The sequence below is a fragment of the Georgenia sp. SUBG003 genome (genome assembly GCF_000715355.2).
Classification (GTDB): domain Bacteria; phylum Actinomycetota; class Actinomycetes; order Actinomycetales; family Actinomycetaceae; genus Georgenia.
Genome location: NZ_CP180204.1, coordinates 1,814,655 through 1,841,643 on the forward strand (window position 1 = coordinate 1,814,655; position 26,989 = coordinate 1,841,643).

22 protein-coding genes, 1 tRNA gene and 4 pseudogenes are annotated in these 26,989 nt (G+C 71.6%); 17 read left to right on the plus strand and 10 right to left on the minus strand.

Annotated elements, in window-relative coordinates; translation table 11 throughout:
• Positions 1-11 precede the first annotated feature (11 nt).
• The gene (locus DA06_RS08965) at positions 12-557 is read left to right on the plus strand and encodes a putative glycolipid-binding domain-containing protein (RefSeq protein ID WP_052436556.1); all 546 of its coding nucleotides are present in this window, start codon (positions 12-14) and stop codon (positions 555-557) included.
• On the opposite strand, the gene DA06_RS08970 is transcribed toward DA06_RS08965, so the two are convergent.
• Entirely contained in the window at positions 521-1,129 is a 609-nt protein-coding gene (locus DA06_RS08970; protein WP_043499245.1) for a GNAT family N-acetyltransferase, read from the minus strand. The genes DA06_RS08965 and DA06_RS08970 overlap by 37 nt on opposite strands.
• Before the next feature lie 86 nt (positions 1,130-1,215).
• Complete coding sequence (locus DA06_RS08975; protein WP_418607461.1) at positions 1,216-2,394, minus strand: alpha/beta fold hydrolase; 1,179 nt, start codon at positions 2,392-2,394, stop codon at positions 1,216-1,218.
• A 107-nt stretch (positions 2,395-2,501) separates the two neighbouring features.
• On the opposite strand from DA06_RS08975, the pseudogene tmk reads away from it, so the two are divergent.
• The 7 genes and pseudogenes from tmk to DA06_RS09010 form a co-directional block, all read left to right on the plus strand.
• Positions 2,502-3,059, plus strand: a pseudogene (tmk, locus tag DA06_RS08980) (dTMP kinase); the annotation flags it as partial.
• A gap of 150 nt (positions 3,060-3,209) precedes the next feature.
• Complete coding sequence (locus DA06_RS08985; RefSeq protein WP_043499248.1) at positions 3,210-4,376, plus strand: DNA polymerase III subunit delta'; 1,167 nt, start codon at positions 3,210-3,212, stop codon at positions 4,374-4,376.
• Positions 4,377-4,445: 69 nt separating this feature from the next.
• Positions 4,446-5,999, plus strand: a complete 1,554-nt coding sequence (locus DA06_RS08990) for an alpha/beta hydrolase (protein WP_418607463.1) — start codon at positions 4,446-4,448, stop codon at positions 5,997-5,999.
• A gap of 135 nt (positions 6,000-6,134) precedes the next feature.
• Positions 6,135-6,210 (plus strand) — tRNA-Thr (locus DA06_RS08995).
• A gap of 513 nt (positions 6,211-6,723) precedes the next feature.
• Positions 6,724-6,885, plus strand: a complete 162-nt coding sequence (locus DA06_RS09000) for a hypothetical protein (RefSeq protein WP_418606338.1) — start codon at positions 6,724-6,726, stop codon at positions 6,883-6,885.
• Positions 6,886-6,921: 36 nt separating this feature from the next.
• Positions 6,922-7,389 carry a histone-like nucleoid-structuring protein Lsr2 gene (locus tag DA06_RS09005; protein ID WP_418607465.1) on the plus strand — a complete coding sequence of 156 codons (468 nt, stop codon included), beginning with the start codon at positions 6,922-6,924 and terminating at the stop codon, positions 7,387-7,389.
• Positions 7,390-7,507: 118 nt separating this feature from the next.
• Positions 7,508-8,245, plus strand: a complete 738-nt coding sequence (locus tag DA06_RS09010; RefSeq protein ID WP_043499254.1) for a phosphoglyceromutase — start codon at positions 7,508-7,510, stop codon at positions 8,243-8,245.
• Between the two features lie 124 nt (positions 8,246-8,369).
• Here DA06_RS09010 and phoU read toward each other — a convergent pair whose 3' ends face one another.
• Positions 8,370-9,797: a phosphate signaling complex protein PhoU gene (gene phoU, locus DA06_RS09015; protein WP_418607467.1), complete on the minus strand. Its 1,428-nt coding sequence runs from the start codon at positions 9,795-9,797 to the stop codon at positions 8,370-8,372.
• Between the two features lie 172 nt (positions 9,798-9,969).
• On the opposite strand from phoU, the pseudogene DA06_RS09020 reads away from it, so the two are divergent.
• Both DA06_RS09020 and DA06_RS09025 read left to right on the plus strand, forming a co-directional pair.
• Positions 9,970-10,296, plus strand: a pseudogene (locus tag DA06_RS09020) (sensor histidine kinase); the annotation flags it as partial.
• Between the two features lie 192 nt (positions 10,297-10,488).
• The gene (locus DA06_RS09025; RefSeq protein WP_043499263.1) at positions 10,489-11,181 is read left to right on the plus strand and encodes a response regulator transcription factor; all 693 of its coding nucleotides are present in this window, start codon (positions 10,489-10,491) and stop codon (positions 11,179-11,181) included.
• A 139-nt stretch (positions 11,182-11,320) separates the two neighbouring features.
• On the opposite strand, the gene DA06_RS09030 is transcribed toward DA06_RS09025, so the two are convergent.
• Entirely contained in the window at positions 11,321-11,791 is a 471-nt protein-coding gene (locus tag DA06_RS09030) for a hypothetical protein (RefSeq protein WP_043499256.1), read from the minus strand.
• Between the two features lie 163 nt (positions 11,792-11,954).
• On the opposite strand from DA06_RS09030, the gene DA06_RS09035 reads away from it, so the two are divergent.
• The 3 genes and pseudogenes from DA06_RS09035 (at position 11,955) to ispF (ending at position 13,863) form a co-directional block, all read left to right on the plus strand.
• Positions 11,955-12,437, plus strand: a complete 483-nt coding sequence (locus tag DA06_RS09035; RefSeq protein ID WP_043499258.1) for a CarD family transcriptional regulator — start codon at positions 11,955-11,957, stop codon at positions 12,435-12,437.
• A gap of 176 nt (positions 12,438-12,613) precedes the next feature.
• Positions 12,614-13,315 (plus strand): IspD/TarI family cytidylyltransferase, encoded by a 702-nt coding sequence (locus DA06_RS09040; RefSeq protein WP_052436557.1) that lies wholly within the window; start codon positions 12,614-12,616, stop codon positions 13,313-13,315.
• Between the two features lie 31 nt (positions 13,316-13,346).
• Positions 13,347-13,863 (plus strand): annotated as a pseudogene (gene ispF, locus DA06_RS09045) (2-C-methyl-D-erythritol 2,4-cyclodiphosphate synthase).
• Here the strand turns inward: ispF and DA06_RS09050 are convergent.
• On the minus strand, positions 13,846-15,222 hold the full coding sequence (locus DA06_RS09050) for an MFS transporter (RefSeq protein WP_418607469.1): 1,377 nt from the start codon (positions 15,220-15,222) through the stop codon (positions 13,846-13,848). The pseudogene ispF and the gene DA06_RS09050 sit on opposite strands and share 18 nt — an antisense overlap.
• A 140-nt stretch (positions 15,223-15,362) precedes the next feature.
• Here DA06_RS09050 and cysS point away from each other — a divergent pair.
• The 3 genes and pseudogenes from cysS (at position 15,363) to DA06_RS09065 (ending at position 18,757) form a co-directional block, all read left to right on the plus strand.
• Positions 15,363-16,803 (plus strand): annotated as a pseudogene (gene cysS / locus DA06_RS09055) (cysteine--tRNA ligase).
• A gap of 267 nt (positions 16,804-17,070) precedes the next feature.
• On the plus strand, positions 17,071-17,841 hold the full coding sequence (gene rlmB, locus DA06_RS09060; protein WP_418607471.1) for a 23S rRNA (guanosine(2251)-2'-O)-methyltransferase RlmB: 771 nt from the start codon (positions 17,071-17,073) through the stop codon (positions 17,839-17,841).
• A 1-nt stretch (position 17,842) separates the two neighbouring features.
• Positions 17,843-18,757, plus strand: coding sequence for a hypothetical protein (locus DA06_RS09065; protein WP_418607473.1), 915 nt, complete (start codon positions 17,843-17,845; stop codon positions 18,755-18,757).
• Between the two features lie 2,389 nt (positions 18,758-21,146).
• On the opposite strand, the gene rsmG is transcribed toward DA06_RS09065, so the two are convergent.
• From rsmG to rpmH, 5 genes are all read right to left on the minus strand, one after another.
• Complete coding sequence (gene rsmG, locus DA06_RS09070) at positions 21,147-21,794, minus strand: 16S rRNA (guanine(527)-N(7))-methyltransferase RsmG (RefSeq protein WP_043499272.1); 648 nt, start codon at positions 21,792-21,794, stop codon at positions 21,147-21,149.
• 4 nt (positions 21,795-21,798) lie between these two features.
• Positions 21,799-22,326 carry a protein jag gene (locus tag DA06_RS09075; protein ID WP_043499273.1) on the minus strand — a complete coding sequence of 176 codons (528 nt, stop codon included), beginning with the start codon at positions 22,324-22,326 and terminating at the stop codon, positions 21,799-21,801.
• A gap of 76 nt (positions 22,327-22,402) precedes the next feature.
• Positions 22,403-24,019 (minus strand): membrane protein insertase YidC, encoded by a 1,617-nt coding sequence (gene yidC, locus DA06_RS09080; protein WP_418607476.1) that lies wholly within the window; start codon positions 24,017-24,019, stop codon positions 22,403-22,405.
• The gene (rnpA, locus tag DA06_RS09085) at positions 24,016-24,417 is read right to left on the minus strand and encodes a ribonuclease P protein component (RefSeq protein WP_043499276.1); all 402 of its coding nucleotides are present in this window, start codon (positions 24,415-24,417) and stop codon (positions 24,016-24,018) included. Before rnpA ends, yidC begins: the two co-directional genes overlap by 4 nt.
• Positions 24,418-24,424: 7 nt before the next feature.
• Positions 24,425-24,562: a 50S ribosomal protein L34 gene (gene rpmH, locus DA06_RS09090; protein ID WP_418607478.1), complete on the minus strand. Its 138-nt coding sequence runs from the start codon at positions 24,560-24,562 to the stop codon at positions 24,425-24,427.
• A gap of 390 nt (positions 24,563-24,952) precedes the next feature.
• Between rpmH and dnaA the strand changes: the two genes are divergently transcribed.
• Positions 24,953-26,509: a chromosomal replication initiator protein DnaA gene (dnaA, locus tag DA06_RS09095; RefSeq protein ID WP_043499278.1), complete on the plus strand. Its 1,557-nt coding sequence runs from the start codon at positions 24,953-24,955 to the stop codon at positions 26,507-26,509.
• Positions 26,510-26,989: the final 480 nt, after the last annotated feature.

Here is a 26,989-nt window from a genome sequence, read left to right on the forward strand (position 1 = left end):
CGGTCAGGGTGGTGGCATGGGAACGGACCGACGAGTCGCCCGGGCAGAGCGTCGCGCGCGCCGAGTCCACCCCGGACGGGTGGCTGTTCCACGGCGCCGAGGTGCTGACCGGGCCCGGGCCGGCGTCGTGCTGGGTCCGCGTCGAGGTCGATAAGTCCTGGATGACCAGGAACGCCGAGGTGCTGGCGTTCGCCCGCCTCGGCGAACGACGGCTGGTCCTCCACGCCGACGGCGACCGTCGGTGGTTCCGGGACGGCGTCCGCGCGCCGCAGCTCGACGGATGCCTCGACGTCGACGTCGCCGCGACCCCTCTGACCAACACGTTCCCGGTCCGCCGACTTCACGACCTGCCGGTCGGTGAGGCCGTCACCGTCCCGGTCGCCTGGGTGGACGTGCCGGCGCTCACGGTCGACCGGGTCGACCAGACCTACCACCGTCTCGGGCGGTCGGCGTGGGAGTACCGGGACCCGCACCACGGCCCGTTCCGGCTGACCGTCGACGACCACGGGCTGGTGCTCGACTACGAGGGGCTGGCCCGGCGCGTGCGGTCCCGCTGAGTCCACTCGTCCGCGAGCAGCGCGTACCCCATGCCGTCGAGCCACCCCTTCGACCGGTGCAGCGACTCGCGGACGGTGTGGAGCTCGCGTCGCATCCCGACCCGCTCCATGAGCCGCCACGACGGCTCGTTGTCCGCGAAGCAGTTCGCCGTCACGCGGCGCAGCCCGAGGTCCTCGAAGCACAGCCGGATCAGCTCGCGCACGGCTTCCGTGGCGTAGCCCTGGCCGGCGTGGTCCGGGTGCAGCGCCCACCCGAGCTCCGCCTGCACGCCGCGCGCCTGGTCGGTCACCTCGGCCTGGGCCCAGGCGTCCTCGACGGCGACCATGAGGTCGCCGATCACCTCGCCCTCGTGCTCCAGCACCAGTGTCTTCGCCAGCGCCGCCGGTTCCGAGAACTGCGTCCGGTAGTCCGCCAGCGTGTCCGGAGCCCTCGTCAGCCAGCGGTTGACCGACTCCAGCCTCCGGTGCCGCCAGGTGGTCTCGGCGTCGGCCGGGGTGGCCGGGCGGATCAGAAGGCGTGCGGTGCGGACGGGCCACGTCACCGCCAGGAGGGCGGGCTGGGGGGCTGCCATGACCACAAGCATGGCAGCACGGCCGGGTCGGGCCCTGCTCGCGCGAGGGTCGGGGACATCCCGCGGACGGGGGCTAACGCGGCGCCTCACGGCTGGTAGTCGCCGGGCTCCGTCGTGGGGTCGTCGAGCGTGCCCGCGACGGGCCGCCCGGCCACGAAGTCCGCGACCGCGTCGCGGACCCGGCGCGGCTCGTCGACATGGACGTCGTGGCCCGCGCGGCGCAGGTACAGCAGGCGGCTGTCCGGGAAGGCACGCAGGTACTCGGTGGCGGACTCCCAGTCGAGGTAGTCGCACTGGCCCTTGACCACGAGCGCCGGTACCTCGGGGCGTCCCAGCCGCGCCGTGACGTCAGGCTCGGCGGGCCGGCGCCAGGACTGCGGGACCGTGGCGGCGTAGAAGCCCAGTCCGTGCAGGGCGGGCCCGGTGCGGCCCCGGCAGTGCAGGCCGGGCAGCGTCTCGGCGTAGACCAGGTCCTGCCTGGCGTCGACCTCGCGGTCGCCGGCGAGGGCGTGAGCGGCCACCGGGTCGACCTGGACGAGCGCGAAGGTGAGCAGGGCGCGCGGCGAGAGCAGGAGCCCGTACACCCGCCTCCGCTCCTCGCCGGTGAGCCGCTCCTGGGGGTTGCCGCCCATGCCGTGGTCGCTCAGTGCGCCGGGCGAGAGGAGGACGACGCGCTCGACGCGGCCGGGGTGCTCGGCGGTGTAGGCGGCAGCGAGGTAGGCGCCGTAGGAGTGCCCCGCCAGGACCAGGCGCTCCGCGCCGATCCGCTGGCGCACCTGCTCCAGGTCCGCCGTCCCGAGCGCGGTCGTGTAGCCGCGGGGGTCGGTCAGCCGCGTGGAGCGGCCGGTGCCCCGCTGGTCGTAGGACCAGACGTCGTGCCCGTCCGCCGCGAGCGGGCCGAAGGCGCGGAGCAGGCCCGCGGTGTCGGGGACCCCCGGCCCGCCGTGCAGCACGACGACGGGCGTCGCCTCGGCTCCGCCGTCGGCCCTGACGACGCCGTAGGCCAGCGTCCCGCCGTCCGGGAGCCGCCACGTCCCGGCGCCGGGCGGGACCTCCGGGGTCGCCGACGGGTCGCGCAGCGGCACGAGCGCGGCCACGAAGACGGCGAGCACCGCGGCCGCGCCCACTACGGCGACCGTGCGCGAGACCCGCGTGCCGCGCGAGAACCGGCGGTGCCCGACGAGCCAGGCGCCGACGCCGGCGGCCGCCCCGGCGGCCACGAACAACGAGGGGAGCGGCCGGGCACCCTCCGCCGGGGCCGACACGGCTGGCCGCCGCGGTGAGCGGCTTCTCGCCGAGGCCTGGCGAGGGTTCTGTCGCGGACGTGGGGACGACGACGGAGCGTGTCGGCCCGCGCGGCTACCCTTGCCCGGTGAGCCCCGAGGTACCCGTCGCCGTCCCGCCCGCCGCCGACCTCCCCCACCGCGGGTGCTTCGTCTCCTTCGAGGGCGGCGACGGCGCAGGCAAGTCCACGCAGCGGGACCTGCTCGGCGACTGGCTCACCGCGCTGGGGCACGACGTCGTGCTGACACGGGAGCCGGGCGGCACCGCGCTCGGCCAGGTGCTGCGCGACGCGGTCCTGCACGGCGAGGACGTCGACCCGCGCACCGAGGCCCTGCTGTACGCCACCGACCGCGCCCACCACGTCCACCGCCTGGTCCGGCCGGCCCTCGAGCGCGGCGCCGTCGTCGTCACCGACCGGTACCTCGACTCCTCCGTCGCCTACCAGGGCGCCGCCCGCGACCTCGGCGACGACGAGATCCGTGCCCTGTCCCTGTGGGCCACCCGCGGTCTCCTGCCGGACCTCACGGTGCTGCTCGACCTCGACCCGGCCGTCGGGGCGCGGCGCCGCACCGACGCGCCGGACCGGCTCGAGCGCGAGTCGCTGGGGTTCCACACCCGCGTCCGTGAGCACTTCCTCGCCCTCGCCGCGGCCGAGCCGGGGGCGATTTCTCGTGCTCGACGCGACCGCCTCGCCGGAGGAGATCCACACGGCCGTGCGCGCGCGCCTCGCCCCGCTGCTGCCGGTACCCGCCCGGCGGGAGGTCGGCGGCTCCGCCGCCGTGCCGGAGCAGCGGCGATGAGCGTCTGGGACCAGGTCGTCGGCCAGGAGGAGGTCGTGGCCACGCTGCGCGACGCCGTCCTCGCCTCCCGCCAGGGCGAGGACGCCGCGCGCGCCATGACGCACGCCTGGCTCATCACCGGGCCCCCGGGCTCGGGGCGGTCCGTGGCCGCCCGCGCGTTCGCCGCCGCCCTGCAGTGCACGGACCCGGACGAGCCGGGCTGCGGGCGGTGCCACGGCTGCACCACCGCACTGGCCGGGACGCACGCCGACGTCACCCTCGTCTCGACCGAGAAGGTGACCTTCCTCATCGAGGAGATCCGTCCGCTGGTCTCCCAGGCGCAGCGTGCGCCGTCCCAGGGCCGGTGGCGCGTGATGCTCATGGAGGACGCGGACCGCATGGTCGAGCGCACCTCCAACGTCCTGCTCAAGGCCGTCGAGGAGCCGCCGCCACGCACAGTGTGGCTGCTGTGCGCGCCCAGCCCCGAGGACGTGCTCACCACCATCCGCTCCCGCTGCCGGGCCGTGCACCTGCGTGTCCCGGACCCCCGGGCGGTGGCCGACCTCCTGGTGCGGCGCGACGGGCTCGACGCCGACGTCGCGCTGGCGTCCGCCCGTGCCGCCCAGTCGCACGTGGGCCTCGCCCGGCGGCTCGCGCGCGACCCCGAGGCGCGCCAGCGGCGTCGTCGGCTCCTGGCCGTGCCCGCCGGCATCCGGGGGGTGGGGGACGCCGTCCTCGCCGCGGCCGAGCTGATCGACACCGCGGCGGCGGACGCCAGGGCCGCCACCGAGGAGCGCGACGCGGCGGAGAAGGCGGAGCTGCTGCGCAACCTGGGCGCCGAGGCCGGGACCCGGCTGCCCCCCGCCCTGCGGGGGCAGGTCAAGCAGCTCGAGGAGGACCAGAAGCGGCGGGCCACCCGCGCCCAGCGCGACGTGCTGGACCGGGCGATGGTGGACCTGCTCTCCCTCTACCGGGACGTCCTCGTCGTCCAGCTCGGCGCGGACGTCGAGCTCGTCAACACCGACCTGGCCGACGAGGTGCGGCGCCTGGCCGCGGGGTCGACCCCGGAGCAGACCGTGCGGCGCATGGACGCCGTCGGGGTGGCCCGGGAGCGGCTCGGGGCGAACGTGGCTCCGCTGCTCGCCGTCGAGGCGATGATGGTGGCGCTGCGTCCCCAGGGGTGACCGGGGACTCACTGTGCCGGTGGGAACACCGGACGGTACGCGCCCCCGGACGGCAGGTAGCGTGTGGGCGTGCCACGCTCCCTCCGCACCGCCGTCCTCGGCGGGCTCGCCGCCGCCCTGACGCTGACCTCCTGCGCCGCCGAGCCGCTCGAGCGCGCCGCCGACGACGGCACCGGGCCCGTTCCCTCCGCCACCGCCGACGGGACGGCACCGTCGACCGCGTCGACCGCCGGCCTGGAGGAGTACTACGAGCAGCAGCTCACCTGGGACAGCTGCGGAGACTTCGAGTGCTCCGAGGCGACGGTGCCCCTCAGCTACGACGAGCCCGACGGCGAGAGCATCACCCTCGCGCTCAAGCGGTTGCCCAGCTCGGCCCCGGACGCGCGGGTCGGCTCGCTGCTGGTGAACCCGGGCGGCCCGGGCACCCCGGGGATCGAGCTGGTCGACGCGGCGGCCACGATGTTCAGCGAGGACCTGCGCGCCGCCTACGACGTCGTCGGCTTCGACCCCCGTGGGGTCGGCTCCTCCACGCCCGTGGACTGCGTCAGCGACGCGGAGCTCGACCGGCTCCGGAGCGTGGAGTACGACACCGAGAGCCAGGCGGGCGTCGCCGCGTACGCCGCCGACGCGAAGCTGATCGCCGACGGGTGCGCCGAGAACACCGGCGAGCTCATCGGTCACGTCGACACCGAGTCGGCCGCCCGCGACATGGACATCCTCAGGGCCGTGCTGGGCGAGGAGAAGCTCGACTACCTCGGTTACTCCTACGGAACCTTCCTCGGAGCCACCTACGCCGACCTGTTCCCGCAGCACACGGGCAACCTCGTCCTGGACGGGGCGATGGACCCGTCCCTCAGCAGCCACGAGACCACCCTGACCCAGGCCGTCGGGTTCGAGGAGGCCCTGCGCGCCTACGTCGAGGACTGCCAGGGCGGCCCCGACTGCCCGCTGACCGGCTCCGTCGACGACGGTGTGCGGCAGGTGCAGACGCTCCTCGACGTGGCGGCCGACACCCCGCTGCCGACCTCGTCGGACCGTGAGCTCACGGCGTCGCTCGCGTTCTCCGGGATCATCACGCCGCTGTACGACAGCGCGAGCTGGTTCGTCCTGACCTCCGCCCTCGACCAGGCGATCAACGCCAACGACGGCTCCCAGCTGCTCTTCCTGGCTGACCTCATGGCCGGCCGGGAGGACGACGGCACGTACCCCGACAACTCCACCGAGGCGAACTGGGCGGTCAACTGCCTCGACTTCCCGAGCTCCGGCGACCCCGCCCTGTGGCAGCAGCAGGCGGCGGAGCTGGAGACGGCCGCCCCCACCTTCGGTCCGCTCATGGGCTTCGGCGACATGCTGTGCGCGGACTGGCCGGGGAAGGACGACGCCGAGCGCGGCCCGCTGACGGCCGAGGGGTCGGCGCCGATCATGGTGGTGGGCACCACCGGCGACCCCGCCACGCCGTACGAGTGGAGCGTCAGCCTCGCCGACCAGCTCGAGAACGGGTTCCTGGTGACCTACGAGGGGGAGGGCCACACCGCCTACGGCCGGTCCAACGACTGCGTCGTGCGAGCCGTCGACGACTTCCTCATCGACGGCGTGGTCCCTGAGGACGGTCTGACCTGCTGACGCCCACGGGTGTCCGCGCGGGCCGACGGCCGGGCGCGGCGTGATGCCGCCCACACCTGCCGCATCGGTTTTGTTCCAACGCACACGGTCCCGGTACAGTGGTCTGCGCTGCGCCGGGCGATCCTCGGCGGGCACGCCGCCTTAGCTCAGTCGGCAGAGCGATTCACTCGTAATGAATAGGTCGTGGGTTCGATTCCCACAGGCGGCTCCAGGCCAGCGGCCCGGTCACGACGGACAGTCGGACCGGGCCGCCGGCGTTCGGAAAGGGTTCCGTCCTCCCGCGCATTCCGCGGCCCGTGACCCTCCGGCCCGTCCCAATCACGCCCCGCCCGGCCGACGCTGCGGCCGTGCCATTGTTTGTGGATCTCCGGGGCTGCGCGAGGTGGCCAATTGCCGGGGGATCCACAGAATCCGCGCGACGGCGCGACAGGAAACGCCGCAGGTGGTATGGCCTTCAGGTCACCGACCAGAATCGTCGGTATTTCGTCACCGGATTCGCCGGCCGGGCGGCACGAATACGGGCGCGCCGACTGTGAATTGCTTCTCATCCGTGGGGGCCGCGGGCACGGTGGTCGGTCGTGCCGTCCGGGAGCGCGTCCGGGGCCCCGTGCCTGCCTCCGGGGGCCGGGGCCGGCCGTGCAGGGACTCCGGCGGTCTCGCCCCGGCGCCGACGAGCGCTCGCGCCCGCTGTCCGCCGGTGACTGGTCCGACGTACACTCCAGGCGTGGATTATCTCGTCGCGCTCATCCCCTCCGTGGGCACGGGTCTGCTCTTCTACCTCGTGATCCGGGCCTTCGTGAACGCCGACCGTAATGAGCGTGAGGCGCTGCGCAAGCTCGACGAAGAGGCGCTGCGTAAAGAGTCGCAGGAGACTCGCGGAGCCTGATTACTTCTTCTTCCCACACATGCTCGCGCCACTGGCGTGACAATTCTCGTCGAGAGAATTACGCTCACCACACGCGTGATCGATTCGTATCACTGCAGCAGCGCGTCCGCCCGTTCCTCAGGGGATGCCTGTTTCTTGACGATTGACGACGAGAAAGAACTCACCATGGCGCAGAAGGTGCAAGTCCAGCTCATCGATGACATCGACGGTGCTCCGGCCGACGAGACCGTCACTTTCGCACTCGACGGCATCACCTACGAGATCGACCTGACCGACGCGCACGCCAAGGCTCTGCGCGAGTCGTTCGCCGAGTGGGTCGGCCATGCCCGGCGGGCCGGCGGGCGGCGCGCGCCGGCCAAGCGCGGCGGTGGCGGAACCTCCCGTCCCGCGTCCTCCGACGCCGGGAAGATCCGCGACTGGGCCCGTGAGAACGGGTACGAGGTCTCCGAGCGTGGCCGCATCTCGGCCGAGATCCGCGAGGCCTACGAGCGGGCGACCAACTGATCCGCCGACCAGCACCGTCCGTGCCTCGGCCGGTCACCCCGCGGGGTGGCCGGCCGTCGTCGTGGGACGCGGCAGACGTCCCGGGTGACGCCGCCCCGATGATGGAACAATGACGGGCATGACCTACACCCTGGTACTGCTCCGTCACGGCGAGAGCGATTGGAACGCCAAGAATCTGTTCACCGGCTGGGTGGACGTGCCCCTCTCCGAGAAGGGCGTCATCGAGGCGAAGCGTGGTGGTGACCTCCTCCGCGAGGCGGGGGTCTCACCGGACGTGGTGCACACCTCGCTCCTGCGCCGCGCCATCTCGACGGCCAACTACGCCCTCGACGTCGCGGACCTGCACTGGATCCCGGTGAAGCGGAGCTGGCGGCTCAACGAGCGCCACTACGGGGCGCTGCAGGGCAAGAACAAGAAGGAGATCCGCGACGAGTACGGCGAGGAGCAGTTCATGCTCTGGCGCCGCTCCTACGACGTCCCGCCGCCGGAGATCGAGCTCGGCTCGGAGTACTCCCAGGACGCCGAGTCGCGCTACGCCGGCGAGCCGATTCCGCGCAGCGAGTGCCTCAAGGACGTTCTCGAGCGTGCCCTGCCGTACTGGGACGCCGAGATCGTCCCGGACCTCAAGGCCGGCAGGACCGTGCTGGTCGCCGCGCACGGCAACTCCCTGCGCGCGATCATCAAGCACCTCGACGGCATCGACGACGACACCATCTCGGGCCTCAACGTGCCCACCGGCATCCCGCTGGTCTACGAGCTCGACGAGAACCTGAACCCGACCGTCAAGGGCGGCAAGTACCTCGACCCGAAGGCCGCCGAGGCCGCGATCGCCGCGGTGGCGAACCAGGGGAAGTAGCAGCACGGCCCGGCACCGGCCGGGCAGGCGGACAAGAGGGAGGGTCCCGCACCGACGGTGCGGGACCCTCCCTCACTCGTTCGTCGTCGGGCGCGGCGCAGGCGCGCCCGACGACGGCTGGTTGTTACGGGCGGGTCGCCTGCCGGCCGCCGGTCTCCTCGTCCTTCAGCCCCAGCGACCCGGTGTTGACCACCGCGTTCTGGAGGTCGCCCGTCACGAGGAAGGAGATGCGGCGGGCCACCGAGACGCCGTGGTCGCCGAACCGCTCCAGGTAGCGGCCGAGCAGCACGGCGTCGACGAGCTGCTGGCGGGTGAGCTGCTCGTCGTCGTCCAGCACCACCTGGAAGGACTCGCGGTGGAGCCGGTCGAGGACGTCGTCGTCCGCCTCGATCTTCTCGGCGAGGTCCAGGTCGCGGGTCTCGAGCAGCTCGACGACCTGCCGCGCCACCTTGACGGCCTGCTCGCCCATCTTCCGCAGGATCTCGCTCATCCGGCCGGTCGAGGCGCCCTCCGGGTAACGGCCGCGGGCCACGTACGCGACGTGACGGGCGAGGTCGCCCATGCGCTCGATCGTGGCGGACAGCCGGAGCGCCGAGACGACGACCCGCAGGTCCGTGGCCACCGGCTGCTGGCGGGCGAGGAGCGAGACGCCCCGCTCGTCCAGGCTGCGCTCGATCTCGTCGATGTGGCGGTCGGCGTCGATGACCTCCTCGGCCAGCGTGAGGTCCGCCGTCTCCAGCGCCTGCGTCGCCTTCTCGATCGCCGAGGACATGTGCTGCGCCATGGTGAGCAGCTCCTCGCCGAGCTGCTCCATCTCTTGCTTGAAGATCTCACGCACCGCAGGCTCCTTCAGGTTCTGCTCCCCGCCGCGAGCGGGATATCTGCCATCTACCGTAGTCAAGCCACTCCGGGTGTACGACCGGTGGCGCCAAGATGAACGACGCGTGTCGTCCGGGGGGTGGCCTCGGTGAAGTCGCCGGGCGCACCCTACCCTCAGCACATGGAGTTCTCGCAGGTCCTCAGCATCGTGCTGGTGGCTCTGCTCGTGGTCGCTGCCGGAATCATCGCGTTCCTCGTGAGTGAACGCGAGCGGCACGGCCGCCGCCGCGACGAGGGCGACGGCCCGGACGACGTCGTCTCCGTGCTGGCGGTCCTCCCGCAGGCCGTGATGGTCCTCGAGCCCGACGACGACGTGCAGCGAGCCAGCGCCGCCGCGTACGCCTTCGGGCTGGTCCGCAACGACACCCTCGCCCACGACGAGGTGCGCGAGATGGTCGCCGGCGTACGCCGCGACGGGCGCATCCGCGACGCCGAGCTCACCCTCGCGCGAGGGCCGCTCGAGGGGGCCGGGACGCTGCGGATGCAGGTCCGCGTCGCCGCGCTCCGCCACGGCCGGGTGCTGGTGCTCGCGGAGGACCGCACGGCCGCGCGCCGGCTGGAGGAGATCCGGCGCGACTTCACGGCGAACGTCTCCCACGAGCTGAAGACCCCCCGTCGGCGCCCTGGGCCTGCTGGCGGAGACGGTCGCCGACGCGGCCGACGAGCCGGACACGGTGCGCCACTTCGCCGGCCAGATGCAGAAGGAGTCGGCGCGCCTCGCCGCCCTCGTCCAGGAGCTCATCGAGCTCTCGCGCCTGCAGGAGCCGGACGCGCTGGTCGACCCCGAGGTCGTGGACCTCGACGAGGTGGTCGCCGAGGCGGTCGACCGCGTCCGCGTCGAGGCCATGTCGCGCAAGGTGGCCCTGGTCCTCGGCGGGGCGAAGGGCGTGAAGGTCTACGGGGACGCGGCGCTGCTCACGACGGCCGTGCGCAACCTGCTCGACAACGCCATCCGCTACTCGGACCCCACGAGCCGGGTCTCCGTGGGCGTCTCCTGCCGCGACGCCCTCGTGCGCATCGCCGTCGTGGACCAGGGGGCCGGCATCTCCCCGGAGCAGCGCGAGCGCGTCTTCGAGCGGTTCTACCGGGGCGACGAGGCCCGCTCCCGGGAGACCGGCGGGTCCGGGCTCGGGCTGAGCATCGTCAAGCACATCGCCAACGACCACGGCGGCCGGGTGGAGCTGTGGTCGACGGAGGGCAAAGGGTCGACGTTCACGCTGGTGCTGCCGCAGGCCTACGGGCCCGGCACCCCGGACGAGGCGCCGCACGCGGACGAGGCGCCGCACGCGGACGGCGACGCAGCTGACGAACCCCCGGCGGCGCACCGCCGCCCGGGGCACCGACGAGATGGAGGACGCGCACTGATGACGACGATCCTGCTGGTGGAGGACGAGACGTCCTACCGGGAGCCGCTCACGTTCAAGCTCGAGCGTGACGGCTACGAGGTCGTCGCGGTCGCGGACGGCCACGACGCGCTCACCGCGTTCGACCGCGGCGGCGTCGACCTCGTCCTTCTCGACCTCATGCTGCCGGGCCTGTCGGGCACGGAGGTGTGCCGGCAGCTCCGCCAGCGCGGCAACGTCCCCGTCATCATGCTGACCGCGAAGGACAGCGAGATCGACAAGGTGGTCGGCCTGGAGATCGGTGCCGACGACTACGTCACCAAGCCGTACTCCTACCGGGAGCTCGTCGCCCGGGTGCACGCCGTGCTGCGGCGGGGCGCCGGCGCGGACGACCTCGCGGAGCCGTCGGTGCTCGGCGTCGGCCGGGTCCGGATGGACGTCGACCGCCACGAGCTCACGGTGGACGACGAGCCGGTGGCGATGCCGCTGCGTGAGTTCGAGCTGCTGGAGCTGTTCCTGCGCAACCCCGACCGGGTGCTGACCCGTGGTCAGCTGATCGACCGGATCTGGGGGGCCAACTACGTGGGCGACACCAAGACGCTCGACGTCCACGTCAAGCGTGTGCGGGCGAAGATCGAGGTCGACCCCGCGCGGCCGGCCATGCTGCAGACGGTGCGCGGCCTGGGCTACAAGCTGGTCACGCCGGAGCGCTGAGGCGGCCGGGACGGACCGGGACCCGGACACGGGCGAGCCCCCGGGACGCCGGTGCGTCACGGGGGCTCGTCGTCGTGCCGGACCTGAGGTGCGGTCCTCGCGGACCGTGGCCAGGAGCCTGCGCGCGTCCGCCGGGCGGTCAGGCCTCGTCGAGGAACTCGTCGTAGGGCGGGATGGTGCCGTCGAGCACCGGGACCTGGACGTCGGTGCCGCCCGCGGCGGGCTCGGAGACGGTCGTGGCGACGGTCGCGCCCGGCGCCGCGTCGACGCCGGGGACGGTGATGCCGGCCTCGGTGAAGTTGACGTGCTCCCCGGCGCCCACCCGGACCGGGACGCTGCTGCCGCCGCCCTCGAAGGAGAACGAGACCTCGACGCGCTCGCCGGAGCGGTTCACGACCGCGCCGAGCAGGTGGCCCTCCTCGCCCTCGCCGTCGGTGAGGATCATGAGGTTCTCCACCGACACCTCGTCGGTCACGGCGACGCGGATGCCGTCGCTGGGCGCGTACGGCTTGGCGGTGGTGATGGGGCTCGCGACCGAGCAGCCGGCCAGGGTGAGCGTGCCGCCCAGGGCGATCGTGGCGACCAGGCGAGTGCGGGTAGTGCGGGCCAAGGGTTCTCCTTCGTCTCAGGTCGGGACAGCGCGCAGGGCCCTCCCAGGGGGAGGCTACCCGAGAGCAACTGCCCGGTTCTGTCGCGTCTCTCACGAGCCGCGGAATCACGCCACTTTTCCGTGTTAGACTAGGGCCCTTAGCGACTGAAGGAGCCTTAACACTATGACCTTCGCTGTCGGCGAGACCGTCGTCTATCCCCACCACGGGGCTGCGCTCATCGAGGACATCTCCACCCGCGTCATCCGCGGCGAGGAGAAGATGTACCTCCACCTGCGGGTCGCGCAGGGCGACCTGACCATCCAGGTCCCGGCCGAGAACGTCGACCTGGTCGGTGTGCGTGACGTTGTCGGCGCCGAGGGCCTCGAGAAGGTCTTCGACGTGCTCCGCGCGCCCTACACCGAGGAGCCGACCAACTGGTCGCGCCGGTACAAGGCGAACGTCGAGAAGATCGCCTCGGGCGACATCATCAAGGTCGCCGAGGTCGTGCGTGACCTCTCGCGTCGTGACACCGACCGTGGCCTGTCCGCCGGCGAGAAGCGCATGCTCGCCAAGGCGCGTCAGATCCTCGTCTCCGAGCTCGCGCTGGCGGAGAAGACCGAGGAGGACAAGGCCGAGGCGATCCTGGACGACGTCCTCGCCTCCTGAGCCCCGAGTGATCCCGACCCGCACGCGCGTGGTGGCCTGTGCCGCCACGCGCGTCGTGCTTTCCGCGGGCCCCCTTCCTGCGTCCGGCGCCCGCTCCCTGGCGGGCTGCCGGGGGTGGGCATGAGCTCGGCCGCGGTCCTCACGGCGGCCGGGTCGGCACCCGGCTCGGTCACGCCGTGCCCAAGGGGCTCGTCGAGCTCGACGGCGAGCCGCTCGTGGTCCGCGCCGCCAGGTCCCTCGCGCTGGCCGGCTGCCTGAGCGCCGTCGTCGTCACCGTCCCGGCGGCCGAGCGTGACACGTTCCTGGCGCTCTTTCCCGCCCGCACCGTCCCGGGGACCCGCGTGCCGGTGCACGTCGTCAGCGGTGGACCCACGCGCCAGGCCTCCGTCGCGGCCGGCCTGGCCGTGCTCGGTCCGGAGGTCGATGTGGTGCTCGTCCACGACGCCGCGCGGTGCCTCGCCCCGCCGGAACTGGTCCGCGCGGTGGAGAGCGCAGTCCGCGCCGGCCACCGGGCGGTCGTCCCCGCCCTGCCGGTCACCGACACCGTCAAGCGGGTGGGGACCCCCGGTCCCGACGGTGCGGCACCCGTGCTGGGGACGGTCGACCGCGCCGATCTCCGTGCCGTGCAGACGCCCCAGGCCTTCGAGCGCTCACTCCTCGATGCCGCCCACGCGGCAGGCTCGCACCGGGCCGGTGACGAGGCGGTGGCCGTCTCCGACGACGCCGGCCTCGTCGAGGCCCTCGGGGAGCCCGTGTGGGTGGTGCCGGGCGACGAGCGGGCCATGAAGGTCACCACGCCGCGCGACCTGGCGCTCGCGGCGCTGCTGCTCCGCGACGACGGCGTCACGCACGACGGCGCGTCCGTGACCCGGGCCTGAGGCTGCCGGGCGCCGCCGCTAGCCTGTCGGCATGCAGCTGCCACGCACCGGGATCGGGACCGACGTCCACGCGTTCGCCCCCCGAGGGCTCCGGCCGCCCGATGAGGCTCGCGTGCCTGGACTGGCCGGGCGAGCGCGGGCTGGAGGGGCACTCCGACGCCGACGTCGCCGCCCACGCCGCCTGCGACGCGCTGTTCTCCGCCGCCGGCCTGGGGGACCTGGGCACCCAGTACGGCACCGCCGACCCCGAGTGGTCCGGCGCCTCGGGGACGAGGATGCTCGCCGAGACCGCCCGCCGGCTCGCGGACGCCGGCTGGGAGATCGGCAACGTCGCGGTCCAGGTGATCGGGCTCCGCCCGCGGATCGGCCGCCGGCGCGGCGAGGCCGAGGAGGCGATGTCCGCGGCGCTCGGGGCGCCGGTGTCCCTCTCGGCGACCACCACCGACGGGCTCGGGTTCACCGGCCGTGGCGAGGGCGTGGCCGCCGTCGCCACCGCCCTGGTCGTGCGGGCCGAACGGGGGCGGGTGGGGTCAGCGGGGGGCGGGTGAGGTCGCCCCCGGGACACGCAGCGGCCAGAACGCGAGGAGCCCGAGCGCCAGCGTGAGCACGATGCCGAGCATTCCCATGCGGGCGCCTGCCACGGCCGTGAAGATCGCGATCAGCGCGGGCGAGATGAAGCTCACGGCACGGCCCGCCGTCGCGTAGAGACCGAACGTCTCGTTCGCCTCGTCCGCGGGCACCATCCGTGTCAGCAGCGTGCGGGAGGCCGACTGCACCGCTCCCACCAGCGACGCGATCCCCATGCCGAAGACCCAGAAGACGATCGTGGCGTCGAACGCCACGATGACGAGCCCGAAGACGATCATCGAGCCCAGCGAGCCGACGATGATCGGCCGGGGACCGACACGGTCGTCGACCTTCCCGAGCACCCACGTGCCCAGCGCCGCGACGACGTTGGCGGCGATGCCGAAGATCGCGACGTCGACGGTGTCCATGCCGTAGGAGGCCGCCGCGATGACCCCGGCGAACGCGAACACGGCTCCGAGGCCGTCGCGGTAGATCGCGGACGAGACGAGGAAGTGCAGCATGTGGCGCTCCGTGCGCCACATGCGCACGACGCGCGCGAGGATGTCGCGGTAGGCCAGCAGAGGGCGGAACGGCTGGTGCACGACCGTGACGTCCGGAGCCTCGCGCGGGCCCCAGATCATCACCGGGACGGAGAACACGAGGAACCAGGCCGCGCACAGCAGAGCCACCGCGCGCGCGTTCTGCGCGTCCTCCGTCGGGATGCCGAGCAGACCGCCGTTCAGGATGAACCCGAACAGGGCGATGACGAGCGCCAGCACGCCACCGACGTATCCCAGCGCCCACGCCGTCCCGGAGATCCGGCCGACCGTCCTCGGAGTGGAGATCTGCAGCAGCATCCCGTTGTAGAACACCCCGGCGATCTCCGCGACCACGGAGGCGAGCGCGATGAGCGCGACGCCCACGAGCAGGTAGGAGTTCTCGGGCCGGACGAACCACATCGCCGCCATCGTCGCGACGACGGCGAGCGTGGACACGGTCAGCAGCAGGCGCCGGTTACGGACCCGGTCTGCCCAGGCTCCCATCAGCGGCGCGAGGAGGGCCACGAGCACCCCGGCCACGGTCTGGGCGTTGGAGTACACCTGCTGGCCGTTCTCCGCGTCCGCCGCCACGGTGCCGGTGACGTACACGGAGAACACGAAGGACAGGATCACCGTGTTGAACGCGTTGGACCCCAGGTCCCACAGGCTCCACGCGGCGACCGTGCGGCGCGGGGCCGGCGCGGTGGCGCCCGGGCCGGTGGTCCCGGCGGCACCGTCCGGGCCGGCGCCGGGGCGCACCGTCCCGGCGGGCGACGGCATCGACGACTCGTGCTTGCTCACACCGCGAACCGTAGCGCCAGCAGGTGTCCGCGGCGTGACGAACCGGACGGATCCGGACGGGTGCCGTACCCGGGCGGTGCGGCAGGGGCGCCGACGGCTCTCGGAAAGGCCGCACGGGCCCGCCCCGGTAGCCTGGGCGCGTGAGCCTGAGACTGTACGACTCCGCGACGCGGTCGGTGCGTCCGTTCGAGCCCCTCCAGCCGGGGAAGGTCGGCATCTACCTGTGCGGCGCCACCGTTCAGGGGTCTCCGCACGTCGGCCACATGCGCGCCTCGATCGCCTTCGACGTCCTGGTGCGGTGGCTGCGGCGCTCCGGCCTGGACGTCACGCTCATCCGCAACGTCACCGACATCGACGACAAGATCCTCACGAAGTCGGCGGAGGCCGGCTGCCCGTGGTGGGCGTGGGCGTACCGGTTCGAGCAGGAGTTCACCGCCGCCTACGACGCCCTCGGCGTCGCGCGGCCCACGTACGAGCCGCGGGCCACCGGCCACGTCACCGAGATGGTCGAGCTCATGGGGCAGATCGTCGGGAACGGGCACGCCTACCGGGGCGAGGAGGGCAACGTCTACTTCGACGTGCGCTCGCTGCCGGAGTACGGCTCGCTGACCCGGCAGGCCCTGGAGAACATGTCCGTCTCCGACGACGGCGACGGCGAGCCCGACAAGCGCGACCCGCGCGACTTCGCCCTGTGGAAGGCGCCCAGGCCGGGGGAGCCCGTGACGGCGTCGTGGCCCACGCCCTTCGGGCGCGGCCGGCCGGGCTGGCACCTCGAGTGCTCCGCGATGGCGCGCCGGTACCTCGGCGAGAGCTTCGACATCCACGGCGGCGGCATCGACCTGCGCTTCCCCCACCACGAGAACGAGCAGGCGCAGTCCCACGCCGCCGGGCTGGGCTTCGCCCGGCACTGGGTGCACAACGCCTGGGTCACCACCGGCGGGGAGAAGATGAGCAAGTCGCTCGGCAACTCCCTCGTGGTGTCGGAGGTGCTCGGCCGCACCGACGCCGCCGTCCTGCGCTACGCCCTGGGCACCGTCCACTACCGCTCCACCGTGGAGTTCTCCGACGCCACCCTCGCCGAGGCCGCAGGCACCTGGGACCGCTTCACCGGGTTCGTCACCCGCGCGGTCGAGCGCGTGGGCGAGGTGCCCGCCGAGGAGATCGCCCGGCAGGGGCCGGGGCAGCTGCCCGAGGCGTTCGTCGAGGCGATGGACGACGACCTCAACCTCTCCGCCGCGCTCGCCGTGGTGCATGAGCACCTGCGGGCGGGGAACACCGCCCTGGCCGAGCGCGACGACGTCACGACCCGCACCGCCCAGCTGCAGGTGCGGGCCATGCTGGACGTGCTCGGCCTCGACCCCGCTGGCCGCGCCGTGGCGCGGCGGCGGCAAGCCCGAGGACACGGCGCACCACGCGGCCCTCGACGCCCTCGTCACCGCGGTGCTCGGCGAGCGGGACGAGGCGCGCGCCGCGAAGGACTGGCCGCGGGCCGACGAGCTGCGCGACCGCCTCGGCGAGGCGGGCGTGGTCGTGGAGGACTCCGCCGGCGGAGCCCGCTGGCACCTGAAAGGAACGAACTGATGGCAGGCAACTCCCAGCGCCGCGGCGCCGTGCGCAAGCCGGGGTCGAAGAAGGAACGCACGGTCGGGGTCGGGCGGGCAGCGCCGTCGCGCGCTCGAGGGCCGCGGACCCACCCCGAAGGCGGAGGACCGCCCGTACCACCCGGCGGCCAAGAAGAAGGCGGCCGCCGAACGCAAGGAGGTCCGTCAGGGCGGCGGCCGGGTCGCCGGGCGGGACGGCGGCCGTGAGGCGCGCGAGGCCGCCCGCAGCGCCTCGCTGACGGCGAAGGTGCGCGACGCCCTCGGCGTCGGCGGCGACCACGAGGTGATCGCGGGCCGCAACCCCGTCACGGAGGCCGTGCGCTCCGGCATCCCCCTGGCGAAGGTCTTCCTCGCGGGCGGCATGACGAACGACGACCGCGTCGCCGAGGTGGTGCGCACGGCCACGGCCCTGGGCGCCCCGCTCGTCGAGGTCACCCGGTCCGACCTCGACCACCTCACGGACGGGGCCGTCCACCAGGGCGTGGCGATCGAGGTCCCCCCGTACGCGTACCGCGACGTGGAGGACCTGCTCGCACGCGCCGAGCGGGCGAACCACCCGCCGCTCATCGTCGCCCTCGACGGCGTGACGGACCCCCACAACCTCGGGGCCGTGCTGCGCAGCTCCGGGGCCTTCGGCGCCGACGGCGTCCTCGTGCCGGAGCGGCGCTCCGCGGGTGTGACCGCGGCGGCCTGGAAGGTCTCCGCCGGCGCCGCCGCCCGGGTGCCGGTGGCACGGGCGACGAACCTCGTCCGTGCGCTGAAGGACCTCAAGGAGGCAGGCTGCTTCGTCGTCGGGCTCGACGGCGGGGGACCGGTGTCCGTCAGCGAGCTCGAGATCGCCACGGAGCCGCTGGTGCTGGTCACGGGCTCCGAGGGCAAGGGCCTGAGCCGCCTGGTGCGCGAGACGTGCGACGTCGTGGCCTCGATCCCGATCGGCGCGTCCGTCGAGTCCCTCAACGCCGCCGTCGCGACCGGCATCGCGCTGTACGAGGTGGCGCGCCGGCGCCGGGAGGGCTGACGTGCCCGGGCCGTGGAGCCGTGCCGAGGGCGTGCTCGTGGCCACCCGGGTCGACCCGGAGGCCGTCGCCGCCCACCTGACGGCGGCGGGCGTCCTCGCCCGGCTCGAGTGGTACCCCGGCACCGAGCACCTGCTCTCCCTCTCGGTCCTGACCGACCCCGACGGAGCGGTCGGCACCGCCGGTGGCGGCCAGGTCGTGGCCGGCCCGGCGCTGGCGGCGCTGGTCGAGGAGCTGCAGGCGACGTCGACGCCGACGTGCTCATGGACGGGGGTCCACACCGGGGCACGGAGGCCGACCGGGGCGAGCACCGAGGGCGGCCTCGCGACGGGCCCGGCTGCGGCGACGCCCGAGCACGGTGCCGTCCCCGGCGTCGTGGAGGCCGAGGACACCGCCCACGACGCACGCACGGTGGTGCTCACCCCGATGCCCGTCCACCAGGTGCCGCTGCACGCCACGCTGCTGGGCCGGTCCGTCACGGTGGCCGAGCAGCCGGTGGGCGGCGAGCCCCGGCGCCTCGTCATGACCACCGGACCCGGCCGCGAGCTCGGGGTCCACGGCTGGGAGGCCGACGCCTACCCCGTCCTCCGGCTCCAGGTGGACGCGGAGGACCGCACGGCCGTGCTGCTGCCCGGTCCCGGTTCCGACGTGGACGAGGGTGGGGAGGGCGTGGCGGTCTTCTCCTGGTCCATGCGCAGCCGCTACGTGCTCCCGGACGGCGTCGCCGCTCCCGTCCGCACGCTGGTCGAGGACCTCCTCGGCGACGGCGAGGACGCGGCCGCGTTCGCCGCGGCGGTCCCCGGCGCCGACCCGGCCGCCGTCGTGGCGTCGCTGGGGCTGCCGGACGCGGACGGGCTGGCCGCGTTCGTCGCCGCCCTCGGGCTGCCGCCCGCGGTGGCCGCGCGTGTTGCGCTTTAACTTAGGTCCGTTCGTTCACGATGAGACGCCCGAGTGTAAGAACCCGGCGCACGACTCTCAGCGCCTGCGTATTGCTGGCCTCATAGTTCGTCCCTGATCCCCTAATCAAGAGGCTTGCTGCCACTCTTCGAAGCGCTGACCGCGAACCGACGAGGTTCAACTGAAGTTGCTAACAACACCTGTTTCGAACTCTATTCCGCGCTTGCCGCTTTTGATGCGCTCTGGCTCTACGCCGCGTTTCACGTGAAACGATGGACAGCCGCCGCCGCTGCTGGCGAACTCCGATTGCTGCCACGGACCCGGAATCTGAAGGTTGCAGCTTTGGCCCTGTCGGCCATAGAGAATGGTGTAAGTCGCGGAGCGCCCCAGCCGCCGCGGCGCATCCGTCGGTACCGGCCCACTTGTTGCTCAGCCCGGCAGCGGCAAAGAGCAAGGCACGCGATACCGCCTCTTCGGCCTTGCTGATGCGGCGCGTGCGCAATACGTGGCAGTGTGGCCCTTGTTTCACGTGAAACACCGAAAGCACCGGTTCGGGCACTGCGGGCAGAGAAGGAGAGACGGCTACTGGCACCCATACGATTGGCGTTACGCCAGGTCGTGTCAGGATGCAGTCACCGTCGATCCGGCCAGGTAGCAGGAGCGGACACAGGTGATGATGGCCGTTCGGACTGTGACGCCCGTGTGCACCTGTTCGCAGGGCCGCTCGGAGAGGTTGTTCGGCGCCACGTTTCACGTGAAACAGAATGCGAGAACGCAACAGTCGCCGACCCAGCTCGAATCCGACGCCGCGCCGGTTGAGTCTTCGCTTCGATCCACCCCGTGCGCCGACCGGGCCGAATAGACGGCGAAGGCAGCCGGTCTGGGGTACCAAGACCGTGGTGCCGCGTCAACAAAGACGGGCGAGGCGCCAGCTCGCTGGGTCGCCGGCATCAGCGGTTCTCGACCAGCGCTGTCTCGGCATCTCCAGCCGCCCATTGTTACGCGCACGGCCGCCATACCTACCCCCGACTGCCCCTGCAGCCCCCGGCGCTCGGCGCTCGGCGCTCGGCGCTGCTGCGGAGTTTCACGTGAAACCGCGAAGACCCCCCATTTCCGCCTCGCGCCGGGACTGGGCATTGGCGCGACTTAGGACCTGGGGGGCAATATGCAGAGCCCTTGCCCCGAATGCCGCGTGGGCGCCGCGTTCGGACCCGCTTCCCGTAGCGTGCTGACTCAGTTCCGATCCGGTCTGGCTCTGCGCTCGGACCACTTCCCGCGGCGTACTGACTCAGTTCCCATCCTGGCTGGCGCTGGGCTAGGACTGAGCGGTCCGGCTGCGGTTTCGCGGAGGCTGGCGCACGATTCGAGGAAGCCGACGCGCCCTCGCGTACTCCCACCGTTCCACGTGAAACCAACCCAGTTCTCCGTACCGGGGGTGGCCCTGGGGGACCCCACGGTCCTCGCCATCGGTTCGCGTGCAGCCGACCACGGGCTGAAGGTAGATCGTGCCGCGGCAGGTGGGACCGCTCGCCTCTGTGGTGTGACGCACGAACACCGCCTGAGCTCGACCGAACCGCAGAGTTGCTCTCGGTACGCCAGCTTGCTTACGACCTCGTACCACCACAGTGGCCGCCCTCCCTGTGTAATCCCCGGGATCGCTCGGACCGAGACGGTCGGACCGGAATCGCCCCGAGGCAGGTGGCGAACCTGCGCACTCCAGCTATACGGGCGGGATGCTGCCCGTCACCACGGACGGAGGCGGCCGCACTGATCTCCCGATGTGGTTGCTCCCCAAGAACGAGTTTTCACGGGACGCCAAACAGGCGGGGAAGCTTGTGGGAACGCCACGCAACTCCGCGCTGCCGTCAGGAGAGGCCTTAGTCAACGGCGTGCGAGATTCTCTGACGTTCGTACACCGCGAGAGAGGTATCCGAACTTGGCACGCCGTCACCCATGGTTCGGTTCAGCAGTTTGCGGCCGGCTAGAGTGGACGCACTTCTCGTCACTGCGAAGTTTCACGTGAAACCCGACGTTCCCGCAGGTCAGCCCGCGATACGGGTGATGCGCCCCCCGGCGTCGGGTTTTGGCCATCGGAATGATGGCGTCCCTCCAAAGCGATGCCTCGGCGCGACGATGAACGCGTCCGGATTTCTGCGACGCCCCCATGGACTCGTCTGGCGTTTCATGCAGCTTTGACGACTTCCACTGCACCAAGCGTTGAGCGCTACGGCAGGAAGCCTGAGAAACATTCTCAGGAACGCCTGGGCAGGATACCGGTTCATGCCCCAGCAGAGCCGACGGTCGGACGCCGATCATGGAAGCGGCTCATCCTCTGGATGGCGTGCCAACCGACCCACCACGTCTTCAGTACCGAATAGTTCGATCAGCTACCCACCGATGACCGCGCTACTTATCGACGCTTGTCGATAATAACGACCATCGTGCTTTCCCCTCCGGGAACGGGCCGTACCTCTTCGACCCGGGTGTCGCGCGCCCCGAGCTTCCGCAGGACGTACTTGGCCTTCTCGACCTCCTCGCCAGCGCGCTGACCCTTGAGCGCGACCAGCCGACCGTCCGGCATCACCAGCGGGAGGGTCCACCGAGCGAGCTTGTCGAGCGCCGCGACCGCACGGGCCGTGACCACGTCGTACGACGCCTTGCCGTGCAGCTCGTCGGCGCGCGCCTGGACGATCGTCACGTTGTCGATGCCGAGTTCCTCGACGACATCGGTCAACCAGTCGACCCGTCGCTCCATCGGCTCGATCAGGTGCATGTTGAGGTCGGGCCGCATGATGGCAAGAACCACCCCTGGGAATCCGGCACCTGAACCGACATCCGCCACCGTCGCGTCGTCCTGGATGAACGGCGCGACCGCAGCAGAGTTCACGATGTGCCGGGTCCAGAGCCGGGGTAGCTCACGCGGGCCGATCAGGCCTCGTAGCTCGCCCTCCTCGACAAGCATCTGCGCAAAATGCTCGACCGGGGCCCACGAGAGTCCAAACAGCTTGCGGACCTCGTCCGACGGCGCCTCGACAGCGCCCTCCGCGGAACTCGTCATCGCATCACGCCGGGTGGATAACCACGCGGCGCTCGGGCTCCACCCCTTCTGAGTCACTGACGAGACCGGCGTTCGCGACGACGTCGTGCACGACCTTGCGCTCGAACGGGTTCATCGGCGGCAGAGCCTGGCGCGAGCCGGAAGCACGCACCTCTCGGATCGCCTGCTCGGCGATCTCGGTCAGTTCCTTGCGCCGGCCCTTGCGGTAGCCCGCGATGTCGAGCATGAGCCGGCTCCGCTCCCCGGTCTTCGCCTGGACCGCCAGTCGCGTAAGCTCCTGCAGCGCGTCCAGCACCTCTCCGTCGTTGCCGACGAGACGCTTGAGCCAGCGGGAGCCGTCCTCCTCGGAGATGATCTCCACGGCCGCACGACCATGATCGACATCGATGTCGATGTCGCCGTCGAGGTCCGCGATGTCGAGCAGCTCCTCCAGGTAGTCGGCCGCGACCTCGCCCTCTTCCTCGAGGCGCTTCACAGTCTCGGAACTCCCGGGTCGGGGGGTCTCGACACCGGCCTTCTCGTCCTCGCTCACGGATGTTCCTCTTCTCGTACGTCACCGCCGGTGCGGTGATGGTGGTCGGGGGCGCCCGCGCAGGGGGCGCGAGGTGCTAGTTCTTCTTGCCCTGGTTCTTCGCCTGCGCCTTGCGTCGGGCGGCAGCGGCCCGGCGCTGCGCAGCGCGCTCGTCGTAGCGCTTCTGGGCGCGTTCCTCGGGCGTCAGCCCGTCCTTGCCGATCCGGGAAGTCAGCTCCTCGTCGTCCTGCTCCTCCTGCTCGGGCGCCGACGACGCGCTCGGGACCTGCGGCTGCGCGGCCGGACCACTCTTCTTCGCGCGGTCCTTGCGCTTGGGCTGCACACGCTGCCCACGCGGCGCCTCGACCTCCGCGACGGCCGTGGGCTCCTCCGTCTCCGGCGGCAGCCCCTTGCGTGCGCGCTTCTTGGCGAGGCGCTCCTGGCGCGCCTTGTGGGCTTCCGACCCGGGAGCCGGCTGCTTGCGGATCGTGTAGAACTGCTGGCCCATCGACCACAGGTTGCTCACCGACCAGTAGATGAGCACACCGATCGGGAAGTTCACGCCGGAGAACGCGAAGATCAGCGGGAGGATGTACATCAGCATCTTCTGCTGACGTGCCATCGGGTTGTCCAGCGCCGAGGCGGGCATGTTCTTCATCGTCAGCTGCCGCTGGGTGAAGAACGTCGTCACCGACATCAGGATGATGAGCAGGACGGTCACGATCTTGACGGTCGTCAGATCCGACGACAGGAACGTCTCGGAGATCGGGGCGCCGAGGAGCGTCGAGGACTCGGCCTGCTGCGCCAGTTCCTGGGTAAGGGGGCCGATGGAGTCTCGCTCGCCGTCGGCATAGGTGCCCTGGGACAGCGGACCGAGGCTGTTCAGCACGCGGAAGAGCGCGAAGAAGATGGGCATCTGCAGCAGGATCGGCAGACACGAAGCGAACGGGTTGGTCCCGTGCTCGCGGTAGAGCGCCATCATCTCTTCCTGCATCTTCTGGCGCGATGCAGGGTCGGTCTTGCCCTTGTACTTCTTCTGCAGCTTCTGCATCTCGGGCTGCACCAGCTGCATGCCGCGCGCGGCTTTGATCTGCTTGAAGAAGAGCGGGATGATCAGGATCCGGATGACGATCGTCAGGCCGACGATCGAGAGCACCCACGCCCAGCCGGAGCCGCTGGACATGCCGAGCCACACGAGCGCGTCATGGACACGCACCATGATCCACGCGACGCCGACCATGATCGGCCACAGAATTGTGTCGAACCAGTCCATGCTGTGAGCTCCTAGCGATCCTGCGGCGCGGACGTCCGCGCCCCCCCGAGTATCTGCACCGAGGGTACGGGTTGCCGTGCCCTCGTCCGAACCTTCGTGCTCCACGCCACCCGCCGAGCCGCGGTGAGCCTGGTCATTCGACCAACGTCCGCGCGGCGGCACGTGGTCAACCCCGCCCAGGCTCCACGGGTTGCACCTGAGGAGCCGCCATGCGGCCAGCGCAGCGCCCTTGAGCGCGCCGTGCCGGCGTAGTGCGGTCACCGCGTACGCCGAGCAGGACGGGTAGTACTTGCAGCTCGGCGGCAACCACGGCGACACCACGGCCTGGTACAGCCGGACGAGGGCGAGGAGGAGCCAGGTCAGCGGGTTCCGCGGGCGGCCGTCGTCGGCGGACGACGGCGTTCCTGGCGCCGGCGATCCGGCGTGCGTCCGCGCCCTCATGAGGCTTCCCTGGCACCCGCCCGGACCCGCTCCCGGCGCCGGGCACCAGCCAGGGCCTTGTCGAGATCACGGGCGAGCTCGGCACTGGCCGCGCCGGCCGCCGCTGGCAGGGCGCGGACGACGACACGGGTGCCGTCCTCGAGGTGGTCGACCCGCTGGCGCATCAGGGCCCGTAGGCGGCGCTTGACCTCGTTGCGCCGTACGGCGTTTCCGACAGCCTTGGGTACGACGAAGCCGACGAGTGCCGCGTGAACATCGCGGTCGCTCGTCGGCGTGACGCCGGTCTCTGCACCCGTCCGCAGGTGCACGACCAGGCGGCGGGCGCCGCTGCGCGCGCCCCGGCGAACGGCGTCGGTGAAATCTTCCGACCGACGCATCCGGTGCCGGGCCGGCAGCACCGTCGTCTCAGGCGGAGAGCTCGGAACGCCCCTTGCGGCGGCGCGCGGAGATAATGGCGCGGCCGGCGCGGGTACGCATCCGCAGACGGAACCCGTGCACCTTGGCCCGGCGCCGGTTGTTCGGCTGGAAAGTGCGCTTGCTCACGGCATTACTCCAAAAACGCTCGGTGGTTCGTCAGGCCCCGCCACGGTCGGGCAGTGCAGGTCAGACCCGTCCGTGCGGGCCTCGGGGGTTCACACGCGTCGCGCGGGCACACCACAAGATCCGTCGAGACGGCCTCCCTACGGTACGTGAGCCACCTACAGGGGTCAAACCCGTCCAGCACCTCCGGATCTGTGGATTCAAGCACACCTCCTGTGGATGGAGAGCCCGCCGACGAATCCGGCTGGGACCCACGCCGATGCCCGAGCGACGGCAGCACAGCGGGAAACTGAACACCTGTCGTTCTACCCACACTTGTGGAGAAACGTGTGGACGAGTCGCCGTCCGTGCCAGACTCGTCCTCCTGACCCACACGCCCACAGGGGGAGAGCAGTGCCCGAGAACGAACCGATCGCCGAGAGCTGGGCGCGTGCGGTCGAGCTTCTGACCACCCGTGGCGAGATCGGGCGGGCACAGCTCGCGTTCGTCGGCCTCACCCGCCCCCTGGGTGTCATCGACGGCACCATCCTTCTGGCTGTCCCCAGCGAGTTCGCGAAGGACTTCCTGGAGACCCGGGCGCGCATCCCCATCACCGAGGCGCTCGGTGAGGTCGTCGGCGCGCCGGTCCGGTTCGCCGTCACGGTGGACCCGGCCCTCGACGTCACACCTCCGCCGTCGTCCCCGCAGAGCCCTGCCACGCCGCCCTCCGGCAACGACTTCCGCGCTGCGTCCACGAGCAGCGACTTCCGCACCGCGTCCACCGACGACGAGCTGTGGACGCAGCCGGCAGGAGCCGACTTCAGGTCCGCCCCTTCGGCCCGCACGCCCGCCAGGGCGGTCGAGGACCGTCCCGTCCCGCACCGCAGCAGCGCGGACCGAGGATCATCGACCGCGGACAACTCGGTCGACTCCTCGCGGCTCAACCCCAAGTACACGTTCGAGACGTTCGTGACCGGCTCCTCGAACCGCTTCGCGCACGCTGCGGCGACCGCCGTGGCCGAGGCGCCGGCGAAGGCCTACAACCCGTTGTTCATCTACGGCGGCTCCGGACTGGGCAAGACGCACCTGCTGCACGCCATCGGTCACTACGCCCGGAACCTCTACCCGGGCATCCGCGTGCGGTACGTGAACTCGGAGGAGTTCACCAACGACTTCATCAACTCCATCCGCGACGACAAGGCGGAGAACTTCCAGCGTCGATACCGCAACGTCGATGTCCTGCTCATCGACGACATCCAGTTCCTCGGCGGCAAGGAACAGACGGTCGAGGAGTTCTTCCACACCTTCAACTCGTTGCACAACGACAACAAGCAGGTCGTGATCACGTCCGACCTGCCGCCGAAGCAGCTCAACGGGTTCGAGGACCGGCTGCGGTCCCGGTTCGAGTGGGGCCTGCTCACCGACGTGCAGCCGCCGGACCTCGAGACCCGCATCGCGATCCTCCGCAAGAAGGCGGTCAACGAGAACCTCCAGGCCTCCGACGAGGTCATGGAGTACATCGCGTCGCGCATCTCCACCAACATCCGCGAGCTCGAGGGTGCCCTCATCCGCGTGACGGCCTTCGCGAACCTCAACCGCCAGCCGGTCGAGCTGTCCCTGGCCGAGATGGTCCTCAAGGACCTCATCACCGACCCCGAGGGCGAGGACATCACGCCGGCGCTCATCATGAGTCAGACGGCGAACTACTTCTCCGTCTCCATCGAGGCCCTGTGCTCCGCGGACCGCTCGCGCGTGCTGGTCAACGCACGCCAGATCGCCATGTACCTGTGCCGCGAGCTCACCGACCTCTCCCTGCCCAAGATCGGCCAGCTCTTCGGCGGGCGCGACCACACGACGGTCATGCACGCCAACCGGAAGATCCGTGAGCAGATGGCGGAGAAGCGCTCCACCTTCAACCAGGTGACCGAGCTGACGAACCGCATCAAGCAGAAGGCGCGCGGCGGGGCCTGACCGCCCGGCCGGCGCCCCCCGGCCGCCGCCAGCTCGCCCCGCTCCCGGGTTCGCCGCCACGCGTCCCCGCGCCGCAGCCGCCTCCTCGCCCTGTCCCGGAGCGACAGCCCGCCACGCCCACTGCGAACGGGTAGTCCCCTGTCCAGGGGGTTGCGAGTCCCGGCTCCGACCTTGTAGTGAAGATTCACAGGTGTGCACAAGCCTGTGGATACCCGTGGACAACCCAGAACGTTGCCGTGGACGAATCACAAGCTCCCAGTGGACGGCGCGTGGGGACGAATCTCAGATCCACTGCCGGAGAACTTCGTGCACAGAGCCGGCCACCGGTCGACCCACATCCGTCTCGTCGCTCCCACCAGCAGGAATACGGCTTCTCCACAGTTTCCACACGGGCTACGACGATGAAGACACCTATAGAGAGCGAAGGATGTGGACGACCAACGACGCCCGGACCGGCACAGTCCGAAGTTGCTGCTCACA

Excerpts from the sequence above, each read along its gene's own strand:
- DA06_RS08985 (WP_043499248.1), top strand. The coding sequence starts at position 3,210 with ATGAGCGTCTGGGACCAGGTCGTCGGCCAGGAGGAGGTCGTGGCCACG.
- DA06_RS09035 (WP_043499258.1), top strand. The coding sequence starts at position 11,955 with ATGACCTTCGCTGTCGGCGAGACCGTCGTCTATCCCCACCACGGGGCT.
- DA06_RS09010 (WP_043499254.1), top strand. The coding sequence starts at position 7,508 with ATGACCTACACCCTGGTACTGCTCCGTCACGGCGAGAGCGATTGGAAC.
- DA06_RS08970 (WP_043499245.1), bottom strand. The coding sequence starts at position 1,129 with ATGGCAGCCCCCCAGCCCGCCCTCCTGGCGGTGACGTGGCCCGTCCGC.
- DA06_RS09025 (WP_043499263.1), top strand. The coding sequence starts at position 10,489 with ATGACGACGATCCTGCTGGTGGAGGACGAGACGTCCTACCGGGAGCCG.
- rsmG (WP_043499272.1), bottom strand. The coding sequence starts at position 21,794 with ATGACGAGTTCCGCGGAGGGCGCTGTCGAGGCGCCGTCGGACGAGGTC.
- yidC (WP_418607476.1), bottom strand. The coding sequence starts at position 24,019 with ATGAGGGCGCGGACGCACGCCGGATCGCCGGCGCCAGGAACGCCGTCG.